The organism is Rhizobium sp. WSM1274 (assembly GCF_025200775.1).
Lineage (GTDB): Bacteria > Pseudomonadota > Alphaproteobacteria > Rhizobiales > Rhizobiaceae > Rhizobium > Rhizobium leguminosarum_I.
This window is the reverse complement of the sequence record NZ_CP104139.1, coordinates 779364-802630: the sequence shown is the minus strand read 5'-3', so window position 1 is coordinate 802630 and position 23267 is coordinate 779364. Positions and strand designations below refer to the sequence as shown.

Sequence of the window (23267 nt, the reverse complement as noted above, 5' to 3'; positions counted from 1 at the left end):
TATACCAAAAGTAACTTACTGAAAGTAGCTTACCAAAGGTATACAGCCCGCGACTTCCGTCCGCAATCATTCAACAGGAGTTTTCTGCATGCACGCGCTCATCGTCGTCGCGCATCCCGATCCCCAGTCGCTCACCCACGGCGTCGCCGCCCATCTTGCCGAAGGTGTCACACTGTCCGATACCGGTCATTCCGTCGAGTTTGCCTATCTCGCGGCCGAGGGCTTCGATCCCCGGTTCACCGCGGCCGATATCGCTCTGCATCTGAGGAAAGGGGTGCTGCCCGCCGACGTTGCCGCCGAGCAGGCAAGGATCGACCGCGCCGATGCGCTGGTGCTCGTCTATCCCGTCTACTGGTGGTCGATGCCGGGGCTGCTCAAGGGATGGGTCGACCGGGTGTTCACGAATGGCTGGGCTTACGACGATCGCGCGGATGCCGGGCTGGTGAAACTGCTTGGCCGCCTGCCGGTGCATCTGGTCGGCCTCGGCGGCGCCGATGCGGGGACCTATACGCGGCACGGCTATTTCGGCGCGATGAAGACGCAGGTCGATCACGGGATCTTCGACTATTGCGGCGCCCGCGTCGTGACATCCGAGGTGCTGTTCGAAGCCGGACCGGACCTTGCTACCGCTCATCTGGAGGCTGCGCGCGTCATCGGCAGTAGGCTTTTTGATGCCTCCCGGCAGCGCAAGGCGGCCGACGCGGCGTAACGATGTAGCGCGAGATCCGACGGCGCGGTTTTGCTGGCTGGCGCGGGCAGAGTCTTGCGCCGCCGGCTTTTTAACGAGACAAGCTTGGATGAGTATTCCGACGACACATCCCTTCGATTTCGATCCGACCTACGGAATGCAGCTCGAAGAACTTCTCGCGGTCGAGCCGCCCGAGGCGCCTGCCGGCTTCGATGATTTCTGGAAGGCCACGGTATCTCAAGGCGCTGGCGGTCGATCCGCAGCCGGTGCTGCGGCGGAGCAAGATCGCCCATCCCGACAGGCATGTGCTTGATCTCGTCTATATCTCGACCGGTTCATTCAGGATCGGTGGCTGGCTCATCCTGCCACGTCAGGGAGAGGTGCGGCGCGGCCTCGTCGTGGGACACGGTTAGCTTCGAGGTTCGCCGTCAACCTCTCTCGTGCGGAATGCAAATCAACGTGACAGCTGCCGAGTTCGAGGATCACGCGTTGATCCGCATCCCCGCTTTTGACGACCCCTCGTTTGAAGGGGAAGCGGTCTCATTGGTTCGGAGGTTTGGAAAAAAAGATATCTGATCATAGATGTTCGCGGAAACGGCGGTGGCGACACCCCAAAAGCCCTCATCGAAGCCTTGATGGATCGGCCCTATCCGGGTTGGATCGATTCTTCCCCCAGCCGCACGGGACTAGAGCTCACCGAAGCATTTGGCGTCACGAAGGCCAGTTCCCGATCGGACAAACACCGCGGACGACGGTAACGTGGTCGACCGGTTTGAAGCGACCGTGTGAGGAGCCCTATCCCGGGCTCGCGATCCTCGTCGATCTCGGCTGGAAGTCCGCCACCGAGGACTTCATTATGCCTTTTGCTGTGACCTAGCGAGCCACGATCATTGGAGAAATGACGGCCGGGAGTAGCGGACAGCCGTATGTCGAACGCCCGCACCCCGACATTTTGTTCACTGTCGGAGCCAAACGCCAGTTCTTCCCGGATATGCGGCCTTTCGAGGGCCACGGGATCAAGCCGGACGTTGAAGTCGACGCCCTCGCGGCCCTGCGGACTGACACCGATTTACACCTGAACGTCGCGCGAGAAACGATGCAAGGAGGCTTTAATGGATATGCCACTCGCAGCTCGAGAGACCGTGCTTGATGACGGAAAAGCGGAGTGCTTCGTCATCAACCGCTCCATCGGACGGAACGTCCGACTACAGCGCAATCAGATCGAACCTCCGTTCCCTCTCCGCAGAAGAATGCGAAGGAATCGCGGGGCGTTTGAAAGGGCCGTTACCGAGGCGACTTCAATCGATTGGTCGCTGAACTCATCAACGCTCTAAAAGCGCGTTCTTCGAAGGTTCGGCACACCTGAACTGGGTGGCGACCATCTTCTTAAATCTCTTCAACGCGGCGGGTTGCTGGTTGCGGACCCCCGGGGCCTGGAGTTCGAAACAGAAGGCGCGTATCGATCAGAGCACGTTTGGTATCAGCGCTTTGAGTTCCCGCGAGATTGCATTGGGAGGCCGCCTGGCGTGTTTAATGCCCAATGGTGAAGCTACCCTGACGCTGGCGGCCGTTCCCCACATCCATAGTTTTGATTTTGTATCACGCCGTATCACGCGCGTAGCCGGATGGCTTCCTCGCCGCCACAGGTTACCAAGCCCTCGAGGAGATGGCGCCGGGCCGTGAGCTCGGTTCCCGTAAGGTCACGGCCGTCGAAATAGAGGAGGTCGAACGCCATCAGGACCGCCTCACGAGACATCCTCTTGCCACTGCGGCCGCCGAGCGATTGCTGAAGCCTGCCAAAGTCCGACCGGCCATGCGCGTCGAACACAACCGCTTCGCCGTCCAGAATGGCTGTGGCCACCGGAAGGCGCCTTGCTTCGGCGGCGATTGCTGGGAAGCGATAGGTCCAGTCGTGACCGCCGCGCGTCAGGATGCGCACTTTAGACGGCGCGATGTGGACTGCCAGGCGGTATCCGTCCCACTTCACCTCGAACGCCCATTGTGGGCCTTTGGGCGGCTTCGGCTTCAGGAGAGCGAGGCGGGGCTCTATTCGATCGGGCATTGGGTCGAGGGGAAGGTTCGGCTGCGCGGGATTTCGCGGCGTGCGCGGCCGGGATCGAACCGGCTTGTCAGCATCCTGAAGGAGCGGCTTTGGTTTCGGCGGCTTTGTCATGCCTCCATCCCATCAGCAACGTCTCAAAAAGCAATTGACCCAGATTGATTATTGACTCCATCGGGCACGTGAACATAATAAGAACATCGGCGCGGCGGCCGCCAATCTGAAAACTGAAGCATGGAGCACGGATATGCGAGAGCAGCCGATCGGCGAAGCCGTGGAAGACGATGAGCGTGACAAGGTGATTGCCTACCACAGGGGCGATACCCACGCAGCAATAGATACCCCGCTGGAGGATATTCGCCACCTCCGACGGCAGCTTGCATTGACGGAAGGCGCCATGAGCCTCGGCATGGCACGCGGCTGGCGGCCGAGCTACGATCGAGACTGACAATGCCGGAAATGAACAATGCCAAGAAGTTGCGTGGGTGGAGTCTGCGCGACGCAGCCGAGGCGGGTCAGTTGCTGGAGGTCACATGCCAATTCTGCAGAACGACTTATCGCTTTTTTCCGAGCGACCTGCTGAAGCTGACGACTAACGTCGGCCTCGACCGCCTGGCATGTCGCTTCCGCTGCGAGCGTTGCGACCGAGGAGACTACATGAGCCTAAAAGTGCTTCAAATCTGGGGCTCCGAATTCGGCAAGCTTCCAGTGCGCCGCCTGGTCAGGTTTACCACGGTCAAAAAGCCGATATGGGAAGACGGGGTTTTATAAGATGGCAGATCAACGCGAGAATCCGCTTGCGCGCTGGCGGCTCGACAGCCACCTGCCGCACCATGTCATAATTTGGTGGGGCAACTATCAGAGCGACGATTCTGCTTACACCCCCCGGGAAGGGGTGACGTTCTCACCTCTGCGCTTGCGCTTGACCAAACTTCGAAGTCCTATTTTGCTTCGATCGAATGGGATGAATATCTTGTCTTTTGCTTCAGCAGCCGCGAAGCTGCGCAGCAATTCAGGGATCGGTGGAACGGTCAATTTATCGACACGGACGAAGTCAGCCGAAAAGGTACGTGGACGCCGAGGGAGGGCGATGTGTGCAATCTCTATCGCATGGACGCGAAGGATTGGGTCAACAAGTGGGCGCAAGACGTTGAGAGTTTGATCAACTTGATGCCGGCCTACCAGATGAACCCTGACCAGGCGGGGCCAATTCTCCGCAACACTGCTGACGGCCGCAAGCAGCTTGCTCATGCGAGATGGGGGCTGCCGTCGCCGTTTTTCGTGATCAAGCAGGCGGCTGACGCCCGTGCGGAGAAATTGCGGCAGAAGGGCAAGCCCGTCGACATGGACATGCTCATCCGGATGGAGCCGGACAAGGGCGTTACCAACATCCGGAACCTCAATGTTCCCCACTGGAAGAAATGGTTCGGTGTGCAGAGCCGTTGCATCGTGCCAGTAACCAGTTTTGCCGAGCCTGACCCTGCCAGCAAGGAAGAGGGTGGCAATACGCCGAACGCTTGGTTCGCCCGCGACGAAAGCAAACCACTGATGTTCTTCGCGGGCGTGCACGTTCCGCAGTGGCAAAGCGTCCGGAAAGTCAAAGATGGCCTGACCACAGACGACCTCTACGCCTTCTTGACGACCGATCCGAACGACGTCGTCAAGCCGATCCATGGAAAGGCGATGCCGGTCTTGCTGCTGACGCAAGAGGAAGTCGACGTGTGGATGCGCGCCCCTTGGGACGAGGCAAAGGCGCTCGCCCGCCCGCTGCCGAACGACGCAATCATGGTGATATCGCGCGAGGCCTATGGCTCGAGCATCATCGACACGGGCGGGGAGCCGGCGCAAACAACGCTGCTTTAAAGGTCGATCGAACTCAATGATAGCTGGACTGATTATCTGCGCGTCTCTTACCGTCGTCGACGGCGACACGGTGAAATGCGACGGGCAGAATATGCGACTGCTGGGAGAAGGTGTTCCGTTCGTCTCGGGCATCGATACGCCGGAGATCGGATCACACGCGAAGTGCATGAAGGAACGGAAACTGGCGCTGATCGCCAAGGGAAGGCTGAAAGACCTTTTGGCTGAAAAGGTTTGCGCGTTGTGTTCAGCGGCGCGGTGGACAAGACACCTACTCACCGGCCGCTAATCAACATCGAATGGTGAAGAAATCGGAAAGACACTTCTTCGGGAAGGCCACGCCAGGACTTGGAGCCCGAAGCGGCGAAACGACTGGTGCGCCTGATCGCAGTACCGATCATTTGGCCGCTATCCTCTATGTATCTAAGGTTGGCCCTGTTGTGTGCGAGAAGGCACATTCCGAGATTGCGGCGGTTGTTGGCCGTTCATCTCCTTCACGGCCAGATCCCAGATCTCGGCGTCCTTCCCCTCGGGACAACCTTGACGTTCCCAAATCGCGTACGCGCGACGGCGAAGCTGCTCTTCGTCATTGAATTGCATCGTCGTGTCTCCTGGTCTTAGGCGCCGATAAACATATGAATGACTATGGCTACCGAGACTGCCATTCCTGCCAAAACCGCTATTTTGATCGCAAAGGATTTGAGAGGGTAGTCGCAGACGGCGCGAATTATTTTTTCCGACTGGAAGCGACGTGCGTAGGTAGTCAACATCTCATCATCCTCATCATCAGGCAGCAGGCTTGTATTAAGACGTCTACTCAGCCGTAATACTTGAGACACAGCGCGCCATAAATGCAGGGAAGTCAAACCATCAGGCGACAATCCAAGAGAAATACTTATTATATATTTTTGGAACTTTATCGTAGCAGGCAAGTTGGCTTTCGGAAGTGATGAACGCTTTATCTAGAATTGCAAGGATCCCGCTCGGAATATCCGTTTGCACCGAAGAGGGCGCAACCCTGCGTGAAGTAGCGGTTGATCGCGCCATTCCAGAGATAGCTCAAAGCCTCAGAACGCTCGGTGCAAGCCAATTCTCTGCCCGGGGGGAACAAACGCGGAAGCTTAGAGTACGAGGATCGGCTGCGCGGAACATGATGCCACGTCAGTCACCGCGCGGCTAACTTCCCCCAACTAGCCTCGCCTTTGGCGGGGCTCTTTTCCGGATGATACTCAATTGATCTTCAGCCAGTGCCTCACCCACAGCACGGCTCCATCGCTCATATAGGCGACAATCCCGCCGATGGTGAGGCCGGCAAATGCGATCAGCCCTGAGATGCCGTAGCCGAGGGTTTTCATCTTTTTCCACTCCTCGAGAGTGGCGGCAACCACATCATGATTCTTGTCGACGGTTTCCTTGAGGGTTTTGATTTCCTCTCGGATCTGGCTATCGACGTTGCTGCTGACGGTTACGGTCATGTCGAGCAGATGGATCTGCCTCGCTTGCTTGTCCAAGCGCCGATGGATCACCGATCGGCTTTCGTGAGCGTTGTCCTTCTCGTCGCTGACATCCTCCGGTGTGTTCCGCCTTGGCAACAAGTAGCCCGGCAAAAGATTGGTTTTGCCCGCACCAAAGAGGAGCTCGTTCGATGGCAGCATATAAGAGGCGAAGATAATTGCCCGCAGGCGGAACGCAAACAGCAAACAGGGGCTACATGACATCTCACCTCACAAGACAAAAGTATGCCGAGGAAGACTAGGCGCAGCGCTTCGGCCGGCGCCAGTTCAGGTTCCGCAGTTCTGCTCTGCCTTGAGTCGATCGAATACCTCGGATGCCATCTAGCGCTGGCATATGGCTAAACGGGTCTCGCCCTGCAGGAATGCTGGCAGTGGAAGCGGCGGGCCGACCGGAAGCAACGAACACTCTCCTGGTGCTCTTCATGGTCAGACGGCCTTGGCGCGCACCGCGTTTGCGAGCGTCTCACGCAGCGCACGCGCTGGAGAGGGCGAGGTCGGCTGACGGCTGACAGTTCCGGCAAGCGAAATGGCAGGGCGCCCGTCTGCCTGCACCTTGAACCGCGAAATCAAGCGGGAAAGAGAAACGACTTCTTCTGCCAGTCGGTCGGTGCTTGCGGTGGCTTCCTCGACCATCGCCGCATTCTGTTGGGTGACCTGATCCATCTGATTGACTGCCGTATTGACCTCCGAGAGACCGATCGTCTGCTCTTTTGCTGCAGTGGCGATCGACTGAACGTGTTCGCTGATCTTTGTTACCTGACCTTGAATCAGGCTCAGTGCTTCGCCTGTGGCAGTCACAAGTCTCACGCCGGTCTGCACTTCGCTGCCAGAGCGCGTAATGAGATCCTTGATGTCCTTGGCAGCGCGAGCAGAACGCTGCGCAAGTTCGCGTACCTCCTGGGCGACGACCGCAAAGCCTTTCCCAATTTCTTTGGCAAAGAAGGTGCCCTCGCTGAGCAGCCGGCACCTCGATGCGCGTTGAAACCCGGTAGATCGCGCAAGCTCTCGAGACCGATGCGACAGGAAGGCCTTGGTCGTCACCAGCGTGTAGGGCCCGCCCGGCTGCAGGCTGCCCGGACCGGAGGAAACCAAACCGAGAGCGGAGGTGCGCGATCGTGTCCCGGCTGACTTCCAGCTGGTGATCTTCGATATTCCCCGCGCGTGATCGGCTGGTGATCGGCGACGATCGACATAACTGCAGGTCGGCCTGCGACAGATTGGTCCCTGCTGCTCGACGCCCGTCACGGTACGGATCGCGTTGGCGAAGGATGTGCGAGTCCGGTGATCCCAGCCGCCGGCAATCGAGACGAGCTCCTAGAGCGGTTCATGTTTTGACTGAAGCGTATCCTGCATTGCGGAAGTAGTTTTCGCATTCGTCTGGTTTGATGGTTTCGACGAGGTGCCCGAGATGGCGCCATGTATCCTCGCTGGTTCGCTTTTGAGCTTCGCGCATCCAATGCTTGATTTTGGCGAATGTCTGTTCGATCGGATTGAGGTCGGGCGAGTATTTCGGCAGGAACCACAGCCTTGCCCCGACCGCCTTGATGGCATCCTGGATTGCTTTGGATTTGTGAGAACCGAGATTGTCGGCGATGACAATGTCGCCGGATTTGAGGGTCGGAATCAGTTGCTGGCTCACATAGGCGCGGAAGCACTCGCCGTTGATTAGACCGTCGAAGACGCAGGGCGCGGTTAGCCGATCGCAGCGGAGCGCGCCGAGGAAGGTCAGCGTTCGCCAGCGGCCATGCGGGGCAAAGCCGTGCAGCCTTTTGCCCTTTGGCCCCCAGCCCCGCAACGGCGTCATGTTGGTTCTGATCCAAGTTTCGTCGATAAAGACCAAACGACTCGGGTCGAAACGGCTTTGCCAGGCTTTCCAGCGCCTGCGGTGCCGGGCGATATCGGCACGGCCTTGCTCAAGGGCGAATAGTGTTCTTTTTAAAGCTGAAGCCTTCGCGACGCATGAACTGCCAGATGGCGTTGTGGGAGACTGTCACGCCGTGCGCCGCCAGTTCGTCCTTCAGACGATGCAGCGTCAGATGCGAGGTCTGCTCAATCCGCTCGATGATGAAGGCACGATGCGGCTCCAGCACCCGCCGGCGATGGCCGCCCATCTTCCCAGGCGTAACGCTGCCCGTCGTTCGATAACGCTGCGACCACTTCACCACAGAGGAAACAGCTATATCGAACCGATCCGCCACCACCCGGCAGCTCTGACCGGCCGCAACTGCAGCGACAACTCTTTCACGAAGATCATTGAAATATGGTCGTGTCATGGATACTGGCCTCCTTTCCAGTACCCATCAGGAATCACATATTTGCTGATTCGAGAATCTAGCGATTCCGAGAAGCGATGAACCGCTCTAGGGACGATCGCACAGCTCGGCACAGATGTCGTCGATCAAAAGATCAATGCTGCAGTTCCGCCAGACCAGCCGTGCCAGCGTCTCGCGCGATACGGGCTCCGACGAGGAGAAGATTAACCGCCTCGACGCGCCCCCCATCCATTCGCGCCAGCGCAGCTCCGGCGGCAGCTCTTCGAGTTCGGTGACGATGGATTCGGTGATCGCGCGCGTCGTGCCATTGTTTGCGGTCCATAGAGCAGGAACGTCGGCCGCCCCCCGTCAGCTCGCGGTCAATCCGAGAACAAACCTTCCGGTCTCGTTCACGATGCAACTTTCAAGCAGAGAGACTATTTGGGTGGCCGGAAATGCGACAGAACATATTGTCGAATATGCATCTGGTATGGCCAAGAATATGGCGGTCGCCGACCGCAATGGCGACGAGCTCACCCACGTCGGAAGCGTCGGCAAAAGCCGTCAAATCACCGCGGTCGGACGTGTAGAGTGAAACTCCTCGGTCGTTTTCAGGAGTTAGTAAATGAGATCGGCGCGCATTAGATCTGCGCCGATCCGCCGTCCGCAAAGAGCTCGCATCCATTGACGAAACTGCTTTCGTCGGAGGCAAGGAAGAGTGCCGCGTTGGCGATTTCGCGGGGGTCGCCCATGCGCCCAAGGGGGATGCTCGCCAAGGTCAGGCGCATCATCTCCTTCTTCATTTCCTCCGACGTCGCCAGATCATGCCAACCAGGCGTCGATGTCGCACCGGGCGCGATAACATTCACCCGGATGCCGCGGGGTGCGAGATCAAGAATCCAGTTGCGGGCGAAACTGCGGATGGCTGCTTTCGTCGCACCGTAGACACTGAAGGCAGGAATGCCCGTCGACGCCGCCGTCGAACCCGTCAAGATCACGGAACCGCCGTCCTTAAGGAGCGGCAAGGCCTTCTGGACGGTGAAGAGCGTGCCCTTCACGTTGATGTCGAAGGTTCGATCGTAGTGCTCCTCGGTTATTGCGCCGAGCGGTGCGAACTCCCCGCCCCCTGCATTGGCGAACACGATGTCCAGATGGCCGGCTTCGGCTTTCACGATTTCGTAGAGACGATCAAGATCAGCGAGGTCTGCGATATCGCCCTGGACGCCTCGGGCGTTCCCGCCAACTTCGCGGACGGCGGCGTCAAGCTGCTCCCTGCGCCGGCCGGTCATGAAGACACGAGCGCCCTCCTCCGCAAATCGCTTGGCGGTCGCAAGACCGATGCCGCTGTTGGCACCCGTAACGACGGCAATTTTTCCTTGGAGGCGCATGTTCATCTCCTATGGCAACGTGAAATTCGTGATGATGACCAGACGGTACTCCTGGTCGTTATCTCAGGCTAAGGAGTTGCAGGAAGAGGTTGTGAGTTTGCGTTAGAAAGTCCCGCTAGTGTGACTGCGATGGCAGAGAGGCAACCCCCTAGGCGTTGCGGGGCCGATCGCCCGGCCCCGCTTGCACGTCATCCCTGATGCGCGGCAATCGTACTTTAACGAAATCGGTGGACCGCTTGCCGATATCTCGCTGCCTGCTACTCTGCCGGTCGGACGCACCTCCTTGGGAGCTTCGCGATGGACACAACGACAGGCCTGCGAATGCTCCGAGCGCTGTCCTTCGATGCGGACCGCGACAGGATCGCCGATGCCCTGGTTGCAGCGTGCCTTCAGCAGGTCGGCGTAGCCAGCGCCGAGGTGGTTTTCCCTTCGGATGAACATTCAGCTCTCGGCGTCCCCTCCGAGACGATGTCTGAATTGCGCCGAAACCAGCAGTCGGTTTTGATGACGACAGGCGCCACGGCGGACGCGGCACGCTTCTTGGTGCCATTGTCTTGTGGCGACCGCCTCCTTGCCATATTGAATCTTGAAATCGCCGGGCACCGGGCGGACGACGACCAATACCGCGAGAACTTCGAGACGCTTGCTGGGTTCGGCGCCTTACGTATCGACAGGGCGGGGGTGCAGGCGGATCTCGATCAAGCCCGCGAGCGAGCGCGGCTCGCCGAGCGAGAGCTGCGGCTATCCTGGGACATGCTTCCCGCCCACGCTTGGCACACGAGACCAGACGGAACCCTCGAGGCCGTGAATCGGGAATGGTCAGGCTACTTCGGCCTAACGGAAGAAGAATCATCGGGGTTCGGCTATACGCGGGTGTTCCATCCCGATGACCTGCAAAAGGTCATGGACGTGTGGATGCGGTCCCTCTCTCAGGAAGTGCCCGGAGAGGTCGAGACGCGAATGATGCGCGCGGATGGCGAGGCCCGCGTTTTCCTTATTCGCACCGTTCCGATCCGCGACGAGAACGGCAAAGTCATTCGGTGGTACGGCATCAACATCGACGTCGAAGATTTGAAGGACGCCGAGCGGGAAATCGCCAGGACGGCTGCCGCCCTGGCGGAAGGTCAGAAGATGAGCCGGACCGGCAGCTGGTCCTGGCGGTCCGGCACGGACTCTTTCTCGTGGTCCGACGAATGCGCCCGGATCTTCGGCATGGACCCAAACGAACGACAGCCGACCTTCGCCGCGATGCTCGAGCGCGTGCACCCGGACGATAGGACGGCGATCGAGCCGACCGACGCCTCTCCGGAGTCATCGCCGGGGGACACGCAGAACGAGATGCGGATCGTCGTATCTGACGGGACCATCACCTTCGTCGAAAGCCGGACCCGCATCGTACGCGACCCGGCGGGCAACGTGGTCGAATACGTCGGGACCGTGCGAGATATAACAGAGTCAAAGCTGGCGCAGGACAGAATCCAGGAAAGCGAGAGGCGGTACGCCGCGACACTTTCGAGCATTGGTGACGCGGTCATATCGACCGACGACAAAGGTCGCCTCATGTTCATCAATCCGGTAGCGGAAAAGCTTACGGGCTGGACCCAGATAGACGCAGCGGAGAAACCGGTCAGTGAAGTGTTTCAGTTGATCGACGAAACGCGTGAGCTCGTCGGCGACCCAGTCTCGGAAGTCCTCGCAAGGGAAGTCGACCCGCTTATCGGGATCCAATACGCACTTCGGTCAAAGGCAGGCTCGGAGCTTATAATCGACGTGTCGGGCGCGCCCATCATCGACTCTCGTGGCGATATGAAGGGCGCGGTCCTGGTATTCCGGGACATGACCCAGCGAAACGAAACGGCAGACGCCCTGCGCAAATCCAAGGAGGACCTTGCGCGCATGAGCCGTCTGACTGCAATCGGCGAGCTGGCGGTCTCGGTCGCACATGAGATGAACCAGCCCCTGATGGCGATCGTCACCAACGCGGCTGCCTCCATGAGTTGGCTCGAAGGCAAGCCCCCAAACATCGAAGAGGCGACGCAGGCGATCGGCTGGGTGCTCCGAGATGGACATCGCGCGGGAGAGGTTCTGAGCGGAATACTCGCGCTGGCGAGAAATTCTCGCCCGAAGTTCGAGCCGTTGAACGTCCGGGGCGTAATAGAGGAAGTTCTGCAGTCGACGAAGAGCGAACTTCGTCAGCGAGGCGTCGTTGTCGAGACCGTTCATGACAACGCCGCCGACGCGGTCACTGGCGATCGCATCCAGCTCCAGCAGGTCCTTATCAACCTGGTCATGAACGGCGCGGAAGCGATGACGCCGCTGGAAGACGGGAGGGTGCTCCATGTCGCCACTAAACGGTCTAGCGACGGGCTTACCCAGGTGAGCGTGTCGGACAACGGCATCGGGCTCGATCCCGATACAGCCGATCGGGCGTTCGAGGCGTTCTTCACCACCAAGTCGACTGGCATAGGCATGGGTCTCTCCATCTGTCGGTCCATCATCGAGGCGCACGGCGGCCATATCTGGGTTACGACTGAGAAGGGCATTGGAAGCACGTTCAGCTTTACCCTGCCGCCTCCACCGTCCTTGCAAGAGCGATCCGCAACTCCTGAAGAATAGCCGGGCGAGGCTCGAAGCTCGTGTAGGAGAGATGGATCCCAGCTTTAGCGGCGGACACGAGCAAGTTCGGATGAGAGCTTGTGAGATCGCGTATGATGCGACCAATGCTCAGAATCCGAAGTGGCTTAGGCCCCAATGCTCGTCTGGCCTTCTTCCGAGCGGCCAATTGAAGGCACGTTCTTCAGGCTTGATGGGGTGCTCGTTGATTGACGCGTGCCGGTATTTCATAAGCCCGTCGGCGTCGAATTCCCAATTTTCGTTGCCATACGCCCGAAACCAGGTGCCGCTGTCGTCGTGATGCTCGTAGGCGAAGCGCACAGCGATCCGGTTCCCGGAAAACGCCCACAGTTCCTTGATCAAGCGATAGTCAAGTTCCTTCGCCCACTTGCGCGTAAGGAAGGATTCGATGGCCGTGCGCCCGACGACGAACTCCGCACGGTTCCGCCAGTGGCTGTCGACGGTATACGCGAGCGCGACCTTCACTGGATCGCGCGAATTCCAGCCATCCTCCGCCAGCCGTACTTTCTCGATAGCGGATTGGAAGGTGAAGGGAGGCAATGGAGGGCGGGTCATGTCATGAATCCTTTCTTGAATCCTTTGAGCGAGACTATTGGACGACGGAAGATTTCGCGGACTTAAGCGTCGCGATCTCCGCCTCCAGTTCTTTTATCCGCGCGTCCCTGCTTTCGATCGACTTCAAGACTTCGTCAGCCTCGAACCGCAGCGGAATGTGCTGCGGGCAGTTGGCGTCCCAGGCCTCGACATGGAAGAGGATGACCTGCTCGGGCCTGGCCTGGTAATCTTTCGGCATCAACTGATCTATAAGCGCCGTATTGCCTTCGACCACGCTTGCCCTTCCCCAGATCTTCACTCGAGAACGACTGCCATAGTCGATCAGGAAGAGCTGCGCCTTGTCGTTGTCGACCAGGTTTCCCTGAGTGATGTATTGGCGGTTGCCGACGTAGTCCGCGAATCCCAACGTGGTCTCGTCGATGACGCGGAGGAATCCAGGCGGGCCGCCCCGGTGCTGGATATAAGGCTGGCAATTCTTGTTGGCGGTTGCCATGAAAATACTGATCTGCTTCTCGATGAAATCCTTCAGATCCGGCGTGATCGCCGTCGCCCATCCGCCACGCTCTTCGACACGGGCATAGGACCGGCGCGAGCCCTTCCTTGTCTGGATCTCCTTCACCGACGAGGAAAACGCGACGTCGCTCGAAATATGCTTTTGAGTATCCACGGTCGCCTGCCCTTCTTATGGATTCGCGGCCCGGCGCCGCCGCGGGGAGTTTCCGCTCAGACGCCTTCGTACACAAGGCGGGTGAACAGCGCCGGCGAGATCGCCCATTTCCCGAAGACGGAGTCCCACTGCTCCGTGGGCTTGGCGGCGACCGCATCCTCCGCACTACGTCCATCCTTTTTCAGCTTGGCGACGTTTTCCCGGATGCCTATAAGCATGTCCCGCCAGGCGATGAGGTCTTTCTTGTTGCCGATTTCGCCGTGGCCGGGAACCACGATCGTCTGGTCATCCACCATCTTGACATTGGCCTCGGCTGCATTGATCTGCCCTTCGATGCTGCCGCCCGTCGAATAGTCGATGAAAGGATAGACGCCGTTCCAGAAGGTGTCGCCCACATGGACGACGTTCACTTCCTGGAAGAAGACCGAGATGTCGCTGTCGTATGGGCGGGACCGTAGTACTTCAGCGCAATCGTCTGGCCGTTCAGCTTCAGCGTCTCCTCGTCGTCCTTCATCAGCATCGTCGGCAGCGCGCCCTTCGGCGAAGGCGGGAAGTCGAAATCCCAGTCCTCCACGCGGGTGGCTGCCGTCAAATGTTTCAGCGTGTTCGGATGAGCCATGATCATGGCTCCCTCAGAATTCAGCCATTCGTTGCCGTCTGAATGATCGAAATGCCAATGTGAGTTGATTAGATGCCCAACAGGCTGCGGACCGAGATCCGCGAGCGCCTTCTCGATGCGCGGGCGGGTTGCCGTAATTCCGGCATCGACGATAAGCTGTCCATCGTCGCCGACCAGGACGCCCATGTTCCCTCCGGAACCGGACAACGCACTGACGCCGCCCCGCAACTTGGTCGTTGTGATGTCGGCTGCGGCGGCAGCTTCGCGGATCTGGACGACAAGACTTTTAGCAGCGGCGAAAACCTCGGCCGGAGTCAGCCAGCCGCCCGTGGCCGCGAAGGTAGCGCCGCCGAGGCAGCAGAGGCAGAAACCACGTCTCGAGAGCGCGTAATCGTGCTTGTTCATTTCCTGCTCCATCGTGTTGCGACAGGCGCGATGAAAGGGTGCCACCACGCTGGGAGGCGTACGTGGTGGCCGCCTCGATCTAGTTCCGGCTAAGTTTTCGATCGAGGAAATCATGAATTATCGGAGCCATCTCCGGCAGTTTGTCTTCGAGCGCGAAGTGGCCAGTGTCGAGCAGATGCATCTCGGCGTGCGGTAGGTCGCGCAGATAGGGCGACGCGCCGTCGGCCGGGAAGATCTTGTCGTTCTTCCCCCAAACGATCAGGGTCGGCGGCTTCTGGTCCCGGAAGAATTCCTGGAATTTCGGATAGAGAGGGACGTTCGTTCCGTAGTCGTGGAAAAGGTCGAGCTGGATATCTTTGTTGCCGGGACGGTCGAGCAAGGGCTGGTCGTGGCCCCAGTTGTCGGGGTCGATGTGAACGATATCGCTCATGCCGTCGGTATACTGGAACTTCGTCGTTTCAGGGGCGACGAGCACCGACAAGGCCTCGCGGTTGGCGGGCGTGTCGCTCTTCCAGTATACCTTGATCGGATCCCAGAACTCCTTTAGGCCTTCCTCATAGGCGTTGCCGTTCTGGACGATCAGCGCCGAAACGCGGTCGGGGTGCTTGAGCGCCAGCCGGTATCCGACCGGAGCGCCATAGTCCATCACGTACATCGAGTATTGCTTGACATCCAGCTTGCCGAGAAGGCTGTCGACGATGTCCGCGTAGTGCTGGAACGTGTAGGCGAACTTAGTGTGGTCGGGCGCGTCGCTCTGGCCGAAGCCAGGGTAGTCCGGCGCGATGACGTGATATTTGTCGGCCAGGATCGGGATCAGGTTCCGGAACATGTGCGATGACGTCGGGAACCCGTGGAGCAGAAGCACGACTGGGGCGTCGGCGGGACCCGCTTCGCGGTAGAAGACCTGGGTGCCGTCGACGTCCACAGTGTGATAAGTGACCTGCGGGACGACCAGCTTATGCGTGGCGGCGACTTTCTTGGCCGCGTAGGACGTGGCCGGCAGGGCCGTCGATGCGGACAATGCGATTGCTATGGCCAATGCAGTCTTGCTGATGATCGATCTGTTCATTTCAGCCTCCGGTTCAATGAATTAGGAACGTGATGGCGACCGCTCGTCGCGTCGCTGATTTCCCAATCATTGCTACGCTCGATGGGCGGAAACGACGAGCTAGTTGTCGTAAGGGGCCGTGAGTTTCCGTGAGACGTGATGCCAGGCAACTTCGCCAAGTCCTTCGAACTCCTAGACCTTGGTCTAGTTTTTCACGACGTTGTCGGGGCCGGACTGACCATTGGTCGGATTGCTTGCGTGCATGGAGGGAGCTAGGCTTTCACCTCAATCGCACGCACTTGCAGATCGCACTTCGCACTGGGCATAGATTTGTACAAATCGATCTCAGGAGTGGGGTGAACAATTGCAGCCGAGGGGGCAAGTCAGCCATGCAGGTCCAATTCGACGACGCGCTCGATCAACCAACCTCATCAGACGCCTACCCGCCACCGAGAGAGGCAACGCGTGGATCTTTTGACGATGCCATACGCTTTGGGCGTTTCCGTGCGGTTCCGCATTCCCGTCAGCTCTTGCTGGATGGGCGACCGCAAGAGATTGGTGGGCGGGCGTTCGACCTTCTGATGGTCCTTTTGAAGTCCAAGGGAAGGATCGTAAGCAAGGACGAAATCCTGAACGAAGTGTGGCCGTCGATGGTGGTCGAGGAATGCAATCTTCGCTTCCAAGTCAAATCATTGAGGCGGGCGTTGGGCAGCCACGGCAACTTGATCAAGACGATCGTCCGGAGAGGCTATATGCTGATCAGGGACGACATGGTGTGCGAAAACGAGCCGCGGTTCGACGCGATGCGGTCGATCGCCACTTCCGTAGCAACCAAAGCTGCCACGCCGCACATCGTCCTGATCGAAGACGACGAGAGCGTTAGGCGCTCGATATCGACACTGTTACGATCGGTCGGCCTCGACATCGCCGCTTTTGAATCGGTCAAGGAATATCAGGAGAGCGGACACGCGGATCAGCCCGACTGCCTCATCCTCGACGTCTGCCTGCCCGGAAGGAGCGGCTTGGACTTCCAGGCCGACCTCCTGAAGACTGGCATGCGCTACCCGATCATCTTCATAAGCGGTCATGCGGATATTCAGATGTCCGTCCGGGCCATGAAGGCAGGCGCGTTTGAGTTTTTGACAAAGCCGGTGCGGCATCAGGATCTGCTAACCGCGGTGGATATGGCAATAAACGCATAACCGCACAGGCGCGACGGAGCATTGACGCTTAATGGAAGGCGGCCCGAGTGCCGCCTTTATCCGTTGTGGCGCCGATCTTGACCTTTTCCATATTCCTGATCGACACCGGCCGCAGAATCCGCGGCCAACTGGATCTCACACGCCCTCTCGACAACTCACGCCTTTGGACGGCGCCGCGTAGTAGCCTCCGGAGAACGTAAATCGAGCGCGCATGCACAAAGCGTCAGGCGCGCCACAGTGTGAGGTTCTTCGCATGAGTAATTGGTTGTCTAGTTCAGCATTGATCACAGCGCTAATCCTGGGACAGAACGCGATGGCGGCCTCTAAGCCGACAATCGTCCTCGTCCACGGCGCCTTCGCGGAGTCGGCGAGCTGGGACGGAGTCGCCGCCAAACTGGTGAAGGACGGATATCCAGTCGTCGCGGTGGCGAACCCGCTCCGGGGACTGAAGTACGACTCCGACTATGTTTCCGCAGTCATAAAGTCCATCGACGGGCCGGTCGTGCTAGTCGGCCATTCATATGGCGGCTCGGTTATCACCGACGTCGCGGTCGAAGGAACCAACGTCAAGTCCCTCGTCTTCGTCGCGGGCCTCGCGCCGGACAACGGAGAAAGCGCTGGCAGCCTTGGCAAGAAGTTCCCGACGGGCACGCTCGGCGACGCGCTGGCACCACCCGTCATCCAGCCCGACGGAAAGCACGATCTCTACATCCTGCAGAGCAAGTTCTGGAAGCAGTTCGCTGCGGACGTCACGGAGCAGCAGGCGGCACTCATGGGTGCGGAGCAGCGTCCGGTGACGGCCGAGGCCCTGAACGATCCTTCCGGCGATCCATCCTGGAAGAAGCTGCCTTCCCATTTCATCTACGGCACCGCCGACAAGAATATTCCGAGCGAACTCCATGAGTTCATGGCGAAGCGAGCGGGCGCAAAGGAAACGGTCGGCGTAAAGGGCGCGTCCCATGTTGTGATGATCTCACATCCCGAACTGGTGTCTGCAATGATCGAGCGGGCCGCCGCTGACAAATAACGCCACAGCCATCAACTCAAATCGCGCCCTTTCATGAGGAGCAGCCGGATGCAGACCGGTGTCGCCATAAAGGTGACCTCGGGCAAGGTTTCGCGATGTCGACACATTCACCGTAAACGGTGTTCCCAGGCCATGTCTTCGAGCGGTTGGTTCACAGACTAGAAACATCTTCATGTGAAGTTTCGTAAATGTGGACAATAAGTGATCTTATACCGTGGGCGTTTGCGCTGCCTCCCGCTCTTTGGGAATTACGGAATGTTTGGAGACGGCATGGCTGGATTTTGGGAGCCTGTGCCGGCTTAATCGTCTTCGGCGGCATATTTGTCTGGATTTATGTTGTCCAGCAGTCAGTCCACAATATGAACTATGGAGCGCTAGGTGTTGCGCAAACGCTCGGTTTGCTGCTTGGACCACTTGCGGCCGCCATCGTTATCACCCAGAGGACAAGCTTGGCTGCTGGAGTTTTTGCTGGAGTAGCCGTTGGATTCTGCGTCTACGTCGCCACTGCCACCATTGGAATTGGCATCTACGGCGAGTGAAGCCCAAGTGATTCTATTCGGCTGCGGGTTCGAGCTTTGCGGTATAAGCCCATGGTAACCTCCCCTGCGCACAAAAGGAACATCCCCTCGCGACGGAATCCGAGGGGATGTTCTCCGGAGATCGCGGCCTGAGAGGGGCAGGCTGCGGGCATGGCCCGTTCCGCGTGCGATCGCCCTGGGAGCTCGAGTCCTTCAAACTATTTCTTCTCGGGGACGAAAAAGCATGACCGTCTCGGCCGTGATCAGGTTGAAGTCGAGTTAGTTGTCATGAGCGACGATTTGGTCTGGTGGAGCGGCAAGTGACGAGCACTCCTATGCCGTGGGAGCAGAATCACTCGCCAGAGCCGTCCTGATCGCCTCCAGCAAGTCCGTCGGACTGACGGGCTTCAGGAAGATACGCGACGCCCCTGAATTCCTGGCACGGTCACCCACCGCGACGTCGGAGTGGGCGGTGATAAGAATTGACGGAATCCTTCTGTTCATACCGGAAAGCTTGTCCAGCAAGTCCAGTCCCGAAATCCCGCCGAGCTGGATGTCGGTGACGAGGCAGGCCGCGGTCTGCAACTCCGTGGAAGCGAGGAATTCTTCTGCCGACGCAAAGGCTGCGACCCGCATGCCTTTGGCGCGCAGCAGTCCTCTCAGCGCATCACGGACGGGCTCGTCATCCTCGACGCAAATCACCAGGGAAGTCTTCGAGGCATCAACCATTAATCGATCCTATCATGGTGATTCTAAGACCGGGGTTGCACGCTCGCAATGCGACTAACGTCACAAAATTTCAAATGAAAACTAGCCTTTGGTAGAGGTGTTAGCCGGCTCGCCCAGCTCCAGCAAATCGTAATGACGAACCAACTCCGGAAGGGAGTGGACATGCATCTTCTGCATGACGTTCCCTCGGTGCAACTTCACCGTCGCCTCGGTAATCCCTAAGGCTGTGGAGATCTGCCTGTTGCGCTGGCCCTCCACCACCCGAATTAGAACCTCTTGCTCACGTTTCGTCAGCGTCTCGAAGTCGGCTCGGGCGCTCGCTGCCTCCTCCTCCTTCATCGTCGAGCGGCTCTCCCGCTTCATCGCGGCGTGGACAGCGTCCAGGAGATCCTGCTCGCGCACCGGTTTCGTCAGGAACTCTACCGCGCCTGCCTTCATCGCTCGAACGGCGATCGGGACGTCGGCATGACCGCTCATGAAGATTACCGGGCGGTGGAAACCACGGGTCCGTGCCTCTTCGTAAAATTCGATTCCGCTCTGCCCAGGGAGCCGGACGTCCAGGATCATGCAGCCGACAGACCCCAATTGGCCTTTCGACGAGAACTCGGTCGCCGAGGAAAATGAGGTCACGTTAAACTTCATGGAGCGCAGCAGGCCGACGAGCGACTCGCGGACACCGGCGTCGTCCTCGATTACGACGACCTGCGCGGAGGTGTCCTCACGCTGCTTCTGGTTCATCTGCCCCCCTTGCATATGGTATCGCGAATTCGAAGACCGATCCTCCCGACGCCCGAGTTCGCGCGGACAGCGTCCCGCTATGCGCCTCTACGATAGACCTGCAGATCGCCAGACCCATGCCGGTCCCCTCCGGCTTGGTGGAGAAGAATGCTTCGAAAATACGTTCTGATGCAATGGGGTCGAGACCACTGCCGTTGTCCTCGACGCGGACGACCACGGAATGGGAGCCGCGGTCCTCGCTTATCACACTGATGATCCGGCCATCCTCCTTTCCAGTCATCGCTTCGGCCGCATTGAGAATGAGGTTAAGAAGAACCTGCTGAAGCTGGACCTTGTCGCCCCGGACCGGATTTACGGTAGGCGACAACGAAACGGACGCATTGATCTGGCGGCTGCGAAGTTCACTCCGCATCATCGTCAGCACGTCGGCGACGACTTCGTTGATATGAACTATCGCGATGGGTGGACGCGAATTGCGCGCCATGTTTCTGACGTTCAGCAGAACGTCCCCTGCCCGCCTCCCTTCCTTGACGATCCGTTCGGCCGCCATCTTTGCTTCACCCAGATCCGGTTCCGGACGGTCGAGCCAGCTTAGACATGTGGCCGCGTTCATGACGATGGCCATGAGCGGCTGGTTCATTTCGTGGGCAATACTGACGGTCACGGCGCCCATCGCAGTCAGGCGGTTCATTCTGACGACGTCGGCTTGGGCTTTCCTGAGCGCCTCCTCGCTGTTCACACGATCCGTCAGATCGATGATCGCCCCGAACACCTCAGGTTCCTCTTCTGGGTCAGTCTCCATGCGAGTGACACAGTGCACGTGCCTGATCGAGCCGTCCGGCATCAGAAGCCGGTGCTCCGCCTCCCACGGCCTGCGGTCGCGGATCCCCGTTGCATGAATTGCATTGATCCGCTCTCGATCATCGGGATGCGTGCGCTCAACGATCGCCTCGGCTGTCAATGGTTGGGCCGGGTCGAGACCGTAGATGTTGTACATCTCCTCCGACCAGATGATCTCGCCGGTCGACGGTCTGAGCTGGAAGCTGCCGACGTGGCTGAGCTTTTGTGCTTCGGCGAGCGAGGCCTGCGCTCGTTGGGCTTCGGCAAGCGAACTGCGTATCCGGTCTTCGGCGCGCCTTGCGTCGGTGACGTCGACGATCGTGCCGATGTAGGCAAGTGGATGGCTTCTCTCGTAGATCAAGCGGCCTCGAGCATGGATGAATTTCACAGTGCCGCCCGGCAGGACGAAACGGTGCTTGACGTTCAGTTCGTCGCCCTGAAGTGCGCGGCCATGCGCTTCCGCGACCATTTCACGATCATCTGGATGTACCCTTTCCATGAGGGTTTCGAAGGTGATCTCGTTACTCGGGAGGCCGACGATGTTCGTGCACTCGGCCGAGCAGGTGAAGACGTCCGACATCATGTCCCACGACCAACTGCCGGTCTCGATGATACGTTGCGCTTCGGCCATTACGGCCTGGCTTTTCGCCAGTTCGAACTCCGCACGTTTCAGATCGTCGATATCCGTGTTGATCCCGTACCACTTCCGGACCTTGCCATCGTCTCCCACGAATGGCACGGCTCTGAGCATGAAATACCGTGCCTCGCCGTCGTGTCGAAGGATGCGGGCGTCGACGCCGCCGGCCTTTCCCGCGATGAGAAGGTCGGTCCAGGCGGCGATGACTTTCTGAACATCGTCGGGATGGAACGACGCCAGGAACCCCATCCCGAGGGCGTCTTGCCGCTTTATGCCCGTGTATTCGTGCCACTGCCTGCTCGCATCTTCGAGCTCGCCGTCGGGGCCACCGATCCATGTAAGGGCGGGGATCATGTCGAGGTTCAGCCGTAGCTCCCGGACCACGCTGGCTGCTTCCTCCCTAACAGAGCGCAGATCCTCGTCGGCCTTTCTCTTTGCGAGCGAGGTGGCGAATGTCGTCGCCATCCACTCGATATTTTCTAACCGCCGTTCGGAGACTTGATCTCCCTCGATCTCCAGATAAACCGCTGCCTTGGTACGGTCGGGAAAACTGATCGGAACGCATGCGATTGATCGGTGTGGACCCGAGATCGCTCTTCGTTTCCCGGAGCCGATCACTTCGCCAATGATGATCTCATCCAGTTCGTGAACAGCCACAGATGAGACATCTCCTGCTGCGGCCTTGGCGGCGACTAGAAGGCCATCGTCGCCGGCCGTCACTATAAACGTCCTGTCCGCTCCAGCCGCGTGCAACGCCGATATCAGGAACTGTTCCAGATCGTGCTTTTCGGCGGCATCGATGTGCGACATTCCTAGGGCTTCAGTATGCGAGACGTCGTTCATCGGTGCCCTGCTCCGCGATCACATGCCGGGATGCTATTCCTGAGGGCCGACGAAAGCTAGTTATGAACGCGGTCAAGCGTATCCCATGGGGTGCAACCCCTTCCATGCGACGATTCGCTCAACGACATATTCAACCGCCCGTCCGAGGAGTAGGCCCAGTTCTGCCCGGACGATCAACTGCAGTAGTGCAGCATGTGCGGAATTCGAGCTGGCGGCCTCTGGGAATAGGCTTGCCCAGGAACTCGGTGAGCAGCGAGAACGGATCGGTGGCGCCTGGCTCCTGCGAATTCCTACTCGTTGACGAGGAACGCTGGTGACCCCATCTAAGCGGCATGCCGAAAGACGAAAAGAACGTCGAGCTGGTCAGGACATGGGTGCTGCCGCCAGCAGCGACCCTGGGATCTTCGATCCGGGCGAAGGGAATTCTTCTCGAACTACGTGCACGTCTCCCGGTCGCTTCGAAGAAGTCGCTCGATATCGAGCAAGGAGAACTGACGCTGTCGATGCCTGCGAGTGCCAAGGCAGAATTCCATGCCGCGGCGTCTGTTGTCGCCAGTACCCTGCAAGACATCGAAAGCCTGCCTGTAATCCCGCGCGAGATCCAGGATATCCTGTCGATCAAGACGAGCGAGCGTCATCGCTGGCTGAAGGACGGTCGCCTGCCGAGTGCCGGGACGCGCACGGTGAAACTGCGCGGCCGCGCGCGGAAGATCACGTTCCACGTCTTCGACCCGCGCGTCGTGGAAGACCTGCTCGATCGAGGCGCCGTCGAAGAATGGCGCGAAGAGGATGCGGCCGCGGCCTCGGAGAACCGACGGCGGGCAGCATATAAGGCGAAGCTGACGCGGTCATTGAAGAAGGGCAGGACCGTCAAGGCGGATGACTTCGCCGGGCACGACGAAGCCCCTCGCGCGGAACTGGCGGGCTGGGAGGAGTTCGGACGCGACGGATTGCTTCGCTAAGCATGCGGATCGCGGGGATCCAGCGGTTCTACAGCAAGGCATCTCCGGCCCGCTTCGTAAGGCGGGCCTTGAAACGGACGCA

The 23267-nt window shown here is 59.2% G+C and carries 20 protein-coding genes and 5 pseudogenes; 10 read left to right on the top strand and 15 right to left on the bottom strand.

Translation table 11 applies throughout. The features are described 5' to 3' along the window. Positions 1 to 88 precede the first annotated feature (88 nt). Positions 89 to 709 (top strand): NAD(P)H-dependent oxidoreductase, encoded by a 621-nt coding sequence (locus N2600_RS27970; protein ID WP_222282136.1) that lies wholly within the window; start codon positions 89 to 91, stop codon positions 707 to 709. An 88-nt stretch (positions 710 to 797) separates the two neighbouring features. Then, positions 798 to 1098, top strand: a pseudogene (locus N2600_RS27965) (acetylxylan esterase); the annotation flags it as partial. 1208 nt (positions 1099 to 2306) lie between these two features. Here the strand turns inward: N2600_RS27965 and N2600_RS27960 are convergent. Further along, a pseudogene (locus tag N2600_RS27960) lies at positions 2307 to 2861 on the bottom strand (ATP-dependent DNA ligase); the annotation flags it as partial. Between the two features lie 133 nt (positions 2862 to 2994). On the opposite strand from N2600_RS27960, the gene N2600_RS27955 reads away from it, so the two are divergent. The 4 genes and pseudogenes from N2600_RS27955 to N2600_RS27940 all read left to right on the top strand — a co-directional run bounded on the left by N2600_RS27955 (position 2995) and on the right by N2600_RS27940 (position 4992). After that, complete coding sequence (locus N2600_RS27955; protein WP_222282135.1) at positions 2995 to 3195, top strand: hypothetical protein; 201 nt, start codon at positions 2995 to 2997, stop codon at positions 3193 to 3195. Between the two features lie 2 nt (positions 3196 to 3197). Further along, positions 3198 to 3518 carry a hypothetical protein gene (locus tag N2600_RS27950; RefSeq protein WP_222282134.1) on the top strand — a complete coding sequence of 107 codons (321 nt, stop codon included), beginning with the start codon at positions 3198 to 3200 and terminating at the stop codon, positions 3516 to 3518. Between the two features lie 321 nt (positions 3519 to 3839). Next, entirely contained in the window at positions 3840 to 4610 is a 771-nt protein-coding gene (locus N2600_RS27945; protein WP_260299464.1) for an SOS response-associated peptidase, read from the top strand. Between the two features lie 16 nt (positions 4611 to 4626). Further along, a pseudogene (locus tag N2600_RS27940) lies at positions 4627 to 4992 on the top strand (thermonuclease family protein). A gap of 38 nt (positions 4993 to 5030) precedes the next feature. Here the strand turns inward: N2600_RS27940 and N2600_RS27935 are convergent. From N2600_RS27935 to N2600_RS27900, 7 genes and pseudogenes are all read right to left on the bottom strand, one after another. After that, the gene (locus tag N2600_RS27935; RefSeq protein ID WP_222282133.1) at positions 5031 to 5207 is read right to left on the bottom strand and encodes a DUF2934 domain-containing protein; all 177 of its coding nucleotides are present in this window, start codon (positions 5205 to 5207) and stop codon (positions 5031 to 5033) included. Positions 5208 to 5224: 17 nt separating this feature from the next. Next, positions 5225 to 5377, bottom strand: coding sequence for a hypothetical protein (locus N2600_RS27930; RefSeq protein WP_260298997.1), 153 nt, complete (start codon positions 5375 to 5377; stop codon positions 5225 to 5227). Positions 5378 to 5836: 459 nt separating this feature from the next. Next, positions 5837 to 6307 carry a DUF1515 domain-containing protein gene (locus N2600_RS27925; protein WP_260298996.1) on the bottom strand — a complete coding sequence of 157 codons (471 nt, stop codon included), beginning with the start codon at positions 6305 to 6307 and terminating at the stop codon, positions 5837 to 5839. Between the two features lie 240 nt (positions 6308 to 6547). Then, positions 6548 to 7162, bottom strand: coding sequence for a methyl-accepting chemotaxis protein (locus tag N2600_RS27920; protein ID WP_445944947.1), 615 nt, complete (start codon positions 7160 to 7162; stop codon positions 6548 to 6550). 283 nt (positions 7163 to 7445) lie between these two features. Beyond that, a protein-coding gene (locus N2600_RS27915) for an IS630 family transposase (protein ID WP_260298995.1) occupies positions 7446 to 8394 on the bottom strand; the annotation gives its coding sequence in 2 pieces (ribosomal slippage) (positions 7446 to 8051 and positions 8053 to 8394; 948 coding nt in all). A 90-nt stretch (positions 8395 to 8484) separates the two neighbouring features. Continuing rightward, positions 8485 to 8685 (bottom strand): annotated as a pseudogene (locus N2600_RS27910) (SMC-Scp complex subunit ScpB); the annotation flags it as partial. A gap of 329 nt (positions 8686 to 9014) precedes the next feature. Next, complete coding sequence (locus N2600_RS27900) at positions 9015 to 9767, bottom strand: SDR family NAD(P)-dependent oxidoreductase (RefSeq protein WP_222282230.1); 753 nt, start codon at positions 9765 to 9767, stop codon at positions 9015 to 9017. A 291-nt stretch (positions 9768 to 10058) separates the two neighbouring features. Here N2600_RS27900 and N2600_RS27895 point away from each other — a divergent pair, with 291 nt between their 5' ends. Next, entirely contained in the window at positions 10059 to 12377 is a 2319-nt protein-coding gene (locus tag N2600_RS27895; protein WP_260298993.1) for a PAS domain S-box protein, read from the top strand. Between the two features lie 108 nt (positions 12378 to 12485). Here the strand turns inward: N2600_RS27895 and N2600_RS27890 are convergent, their stop codons facing one another. From N2600_RS27890 to N2600_RS27875, 4 genes and pseudogenes are all read right to left on the bottom strand, one after another. Further along, the gene (locus N2600_RS27890; protein ID WP_260298992.1) at positions 12486 to 12950 is read right to left on the bottom strand and encodes a nuclear transport factor 2 family protein; all 465 of its coding nucleotides are present in this window, start codon (positions 12948 to 12950) and stop codon (positions 12486 to 12488) included. Between the two features lie 34 nt (positions 12951 to 12984). Continuing rightward, positions 12985 to 13617 carry a pyridoxamine 5'-phosphate oxidase family protein gene (locus N2600_RS27885; RefSeq protein WP_260298991.1) on the bottom strand — a complete coding sequence of 211 codons (633 nt, stop codon included), beginning with the start codon at positions 13615 to 13617 and terminating at the stop codon, positions 12985 to 12987. A gap of 56 nt (positions 13618 to 13673) precedes the next feature. Continuing rightward, a pseudogene (locus N2600_RS27880) lies at positions 13674 to 14641 on the bottom strand (MBL fold metallo-hydrolase). Between the two features lie 79 nt (positions 14642 to 14720). Continuing rightward, a complete protein-coding gene (locus N2600_RS27875; protein WP_260298990.1) occupies positions 14721 to 15710 on the bottom strand; it encodes an alpha/beta fold hydrolase in 990 nt (329 codons plus the stop codon). Positions 15711 to 16078: 368 nt separating this feature from the next. Between N2600_RS27875 and N2600_RS27870 the strand changes: the two genes are divergently transcribed. Both N2600_RS27870 and N2600_RS27865 read left to right on the top strand, forming a co-directional pair. Next, positions 16079 to 16891, top strand: coding sequence for a response regulator (locus N2600_RS27870; protein WP_260298989.1), 813 nt, complete (start codon positions 16079 to 16081; stop codon positions 16889 to 16891). 253 nt (positions 16892 to 17144) lie between these two features. Beyond that, complete coding sequence (locus N2600_RS27865) at positions 17145 to 17918, top strand: alpha/beta fold hydrolase (protein ID WP_222282236.1); 774 nt, start codon at positions 17145 to 17147, stop codon at positions 17916 to 17918. Positions 17919 to 18769: 851 nt separating this feature from the next. Here the strand turns inward: N2600_RS27865 and N2600_RS27860 are convergent. From N2600_RS27860 to N2600_RS27850, 3 genes are all read right to left on the bottom strand, one after another. Next, a complete protein-coding gene (locus tag N2600_RS27860; RefSeq protein ID WP_222295886.1) occupies positions 18770 to 19165 on the bottom strand; it encodes a response regulator transcription factor in 396 nt (131 codons plus the stop codon). An 81-nt stretch (positions 19166 to 19246) separates the two neighbouring features. Further along, positions 19247 to 19903, bottom strand: a complete 657-nt coding sequence (locus tag N2600_RS27855; RefSeq protein ID WP_170256097.1) for a response regulator transcription factor — start codon at positions 19901 to 19903, stop codon at positions 19247 to 19249. Continuing rightward, positions 19884 to 22223, bottom strand: coding sequence for a PAS domain-containing sensor histidine kinase (locus tag N2600_RS27850; RefSeq protein ID WP_260298988.1), 2340 nt, complete (start codon positions 22221 to 22223; stop codon positions 19884 to 19886). Before N2600_RS27850 ends, N2600_RS27855 begins: the two co-directional genes overlap by 20 nt. 332 nt (positions 22224 to 22555) lie before the next feature. Between N2600_RS27850 and N2600_RS27845 the strand changes: the two genes are divergently transcribed. Beyond that, complete coding sequence (locus N2600_RS27845) at positions 22556 to 23185, top strand: hypothetical protein (protein WP_222282239.1); 630 nt, start codon at positions 22556 to 22558, stop codon at positions 23183 to 23185. The last annotated feature ends 82 nt before the right edge of the window (positions 23186 to 23267 follow it).

Coding starts and splice junctions, on each gene's coding strand:
- N2600_RS27970 (WP_222282136.1), top strand. CDS start 89: ATGCACGCGCTCATCGTCGTCGCGCATCCCGATCCCCAGTCGCTCACC.
- N2600_RS27955 (WP_222282135.1), top strand. CDS start 2,995: ATGCGAGAGCAGCCGATCGGCGAAGCCGTGGAAGACGATGAGCGTGAC.
- N2600_RS27950 (WP_222282134.1), top strand. CDS start 3,198: ATGCCGGAAATGAACAATGCCAAGAAGTTGCGTGGGTGGAGTCTGCGC.
- N2600_RS27935 (WP_222282133.1), bottom strand. CDS start 5,207: ATGCAATTCAATGACGAAGAGCAGCTTCGCCGTCGCGCGTACGCGATT.
- N2600_RS27930 (WP_260298997.1), bottom strand. CDS start 5,377: ATGTTGACTACCTACGCACGTCGCTTCCAGTCGGAAAAAATAATTCGC.
- N2600_RS27900 (WP_222282230.1), bottom strand. CDS start 9,767: ATGAACATGCGCCTCCAAGGAAAAATTGCCGTCGTTACGGGTGCCAAC.
- N2600_RS27895 (WP_260298993.1), top strand. CDS start 10,059: ATGGACACAACGACAGGCCTGCGAATGCTCCGAGCGCTGTCCTTCGAT.
- N2600_RS27890 (WP_260298992.1), bottom strand. CDS start 12,950: ATGACCCGCCCTCCATTGCCTCCCTTCACCTTCCAATCCGCTATCGAG.
- N2600_RS27875 (WP_260298990.1), bottom strand. CDS start 15,710: ATGAACAGATCGATCATCAGCAAGACTGCATTGGCCATAGCAATCGCA.
- N2600_RS27870 (WP_260298989.1), top strand. CDS start 16,079: ATGCAGGTCCAATTCGACGACGCGCTCGATCAACCAACCTCATCAGAC.
- N2600_RS27865 (WP_222282236.1), top strand. CDS start 17,145: ATGAGTAATTGGTTGTCTAGTTCAGCATTGATCACAGCGCTAATCCTG.
- N2600_RS27860 (WP_222295886.1), bottom strand. CDS start 19,165: ATGGTTGATGCCTCGAAGACTTCCCTGGTGATTTGCGTCGAGGATGAC.
- N2600_RS27855 (WP_170256097.1), bottom strand. CDS start 19,903: ATGAACCAGAAGCAGCGTGAGGACACCTCCGCGCAGGTCGTCGTAATC.
- N2600_RS27850 (WP_260298988.1), bottom strand. CDS start 22,223: ATGAACGACGTCTCGCATACTGAAGCCCTAGGAATGTCGCACATCGAT.
- N2600_RS27845 (WP_222282239.1), top strand. CDS start 22,556: ATGCCGAAAGACGAAAAGAACGTCGAGCTGGTCAGGACATGGGTGCTG.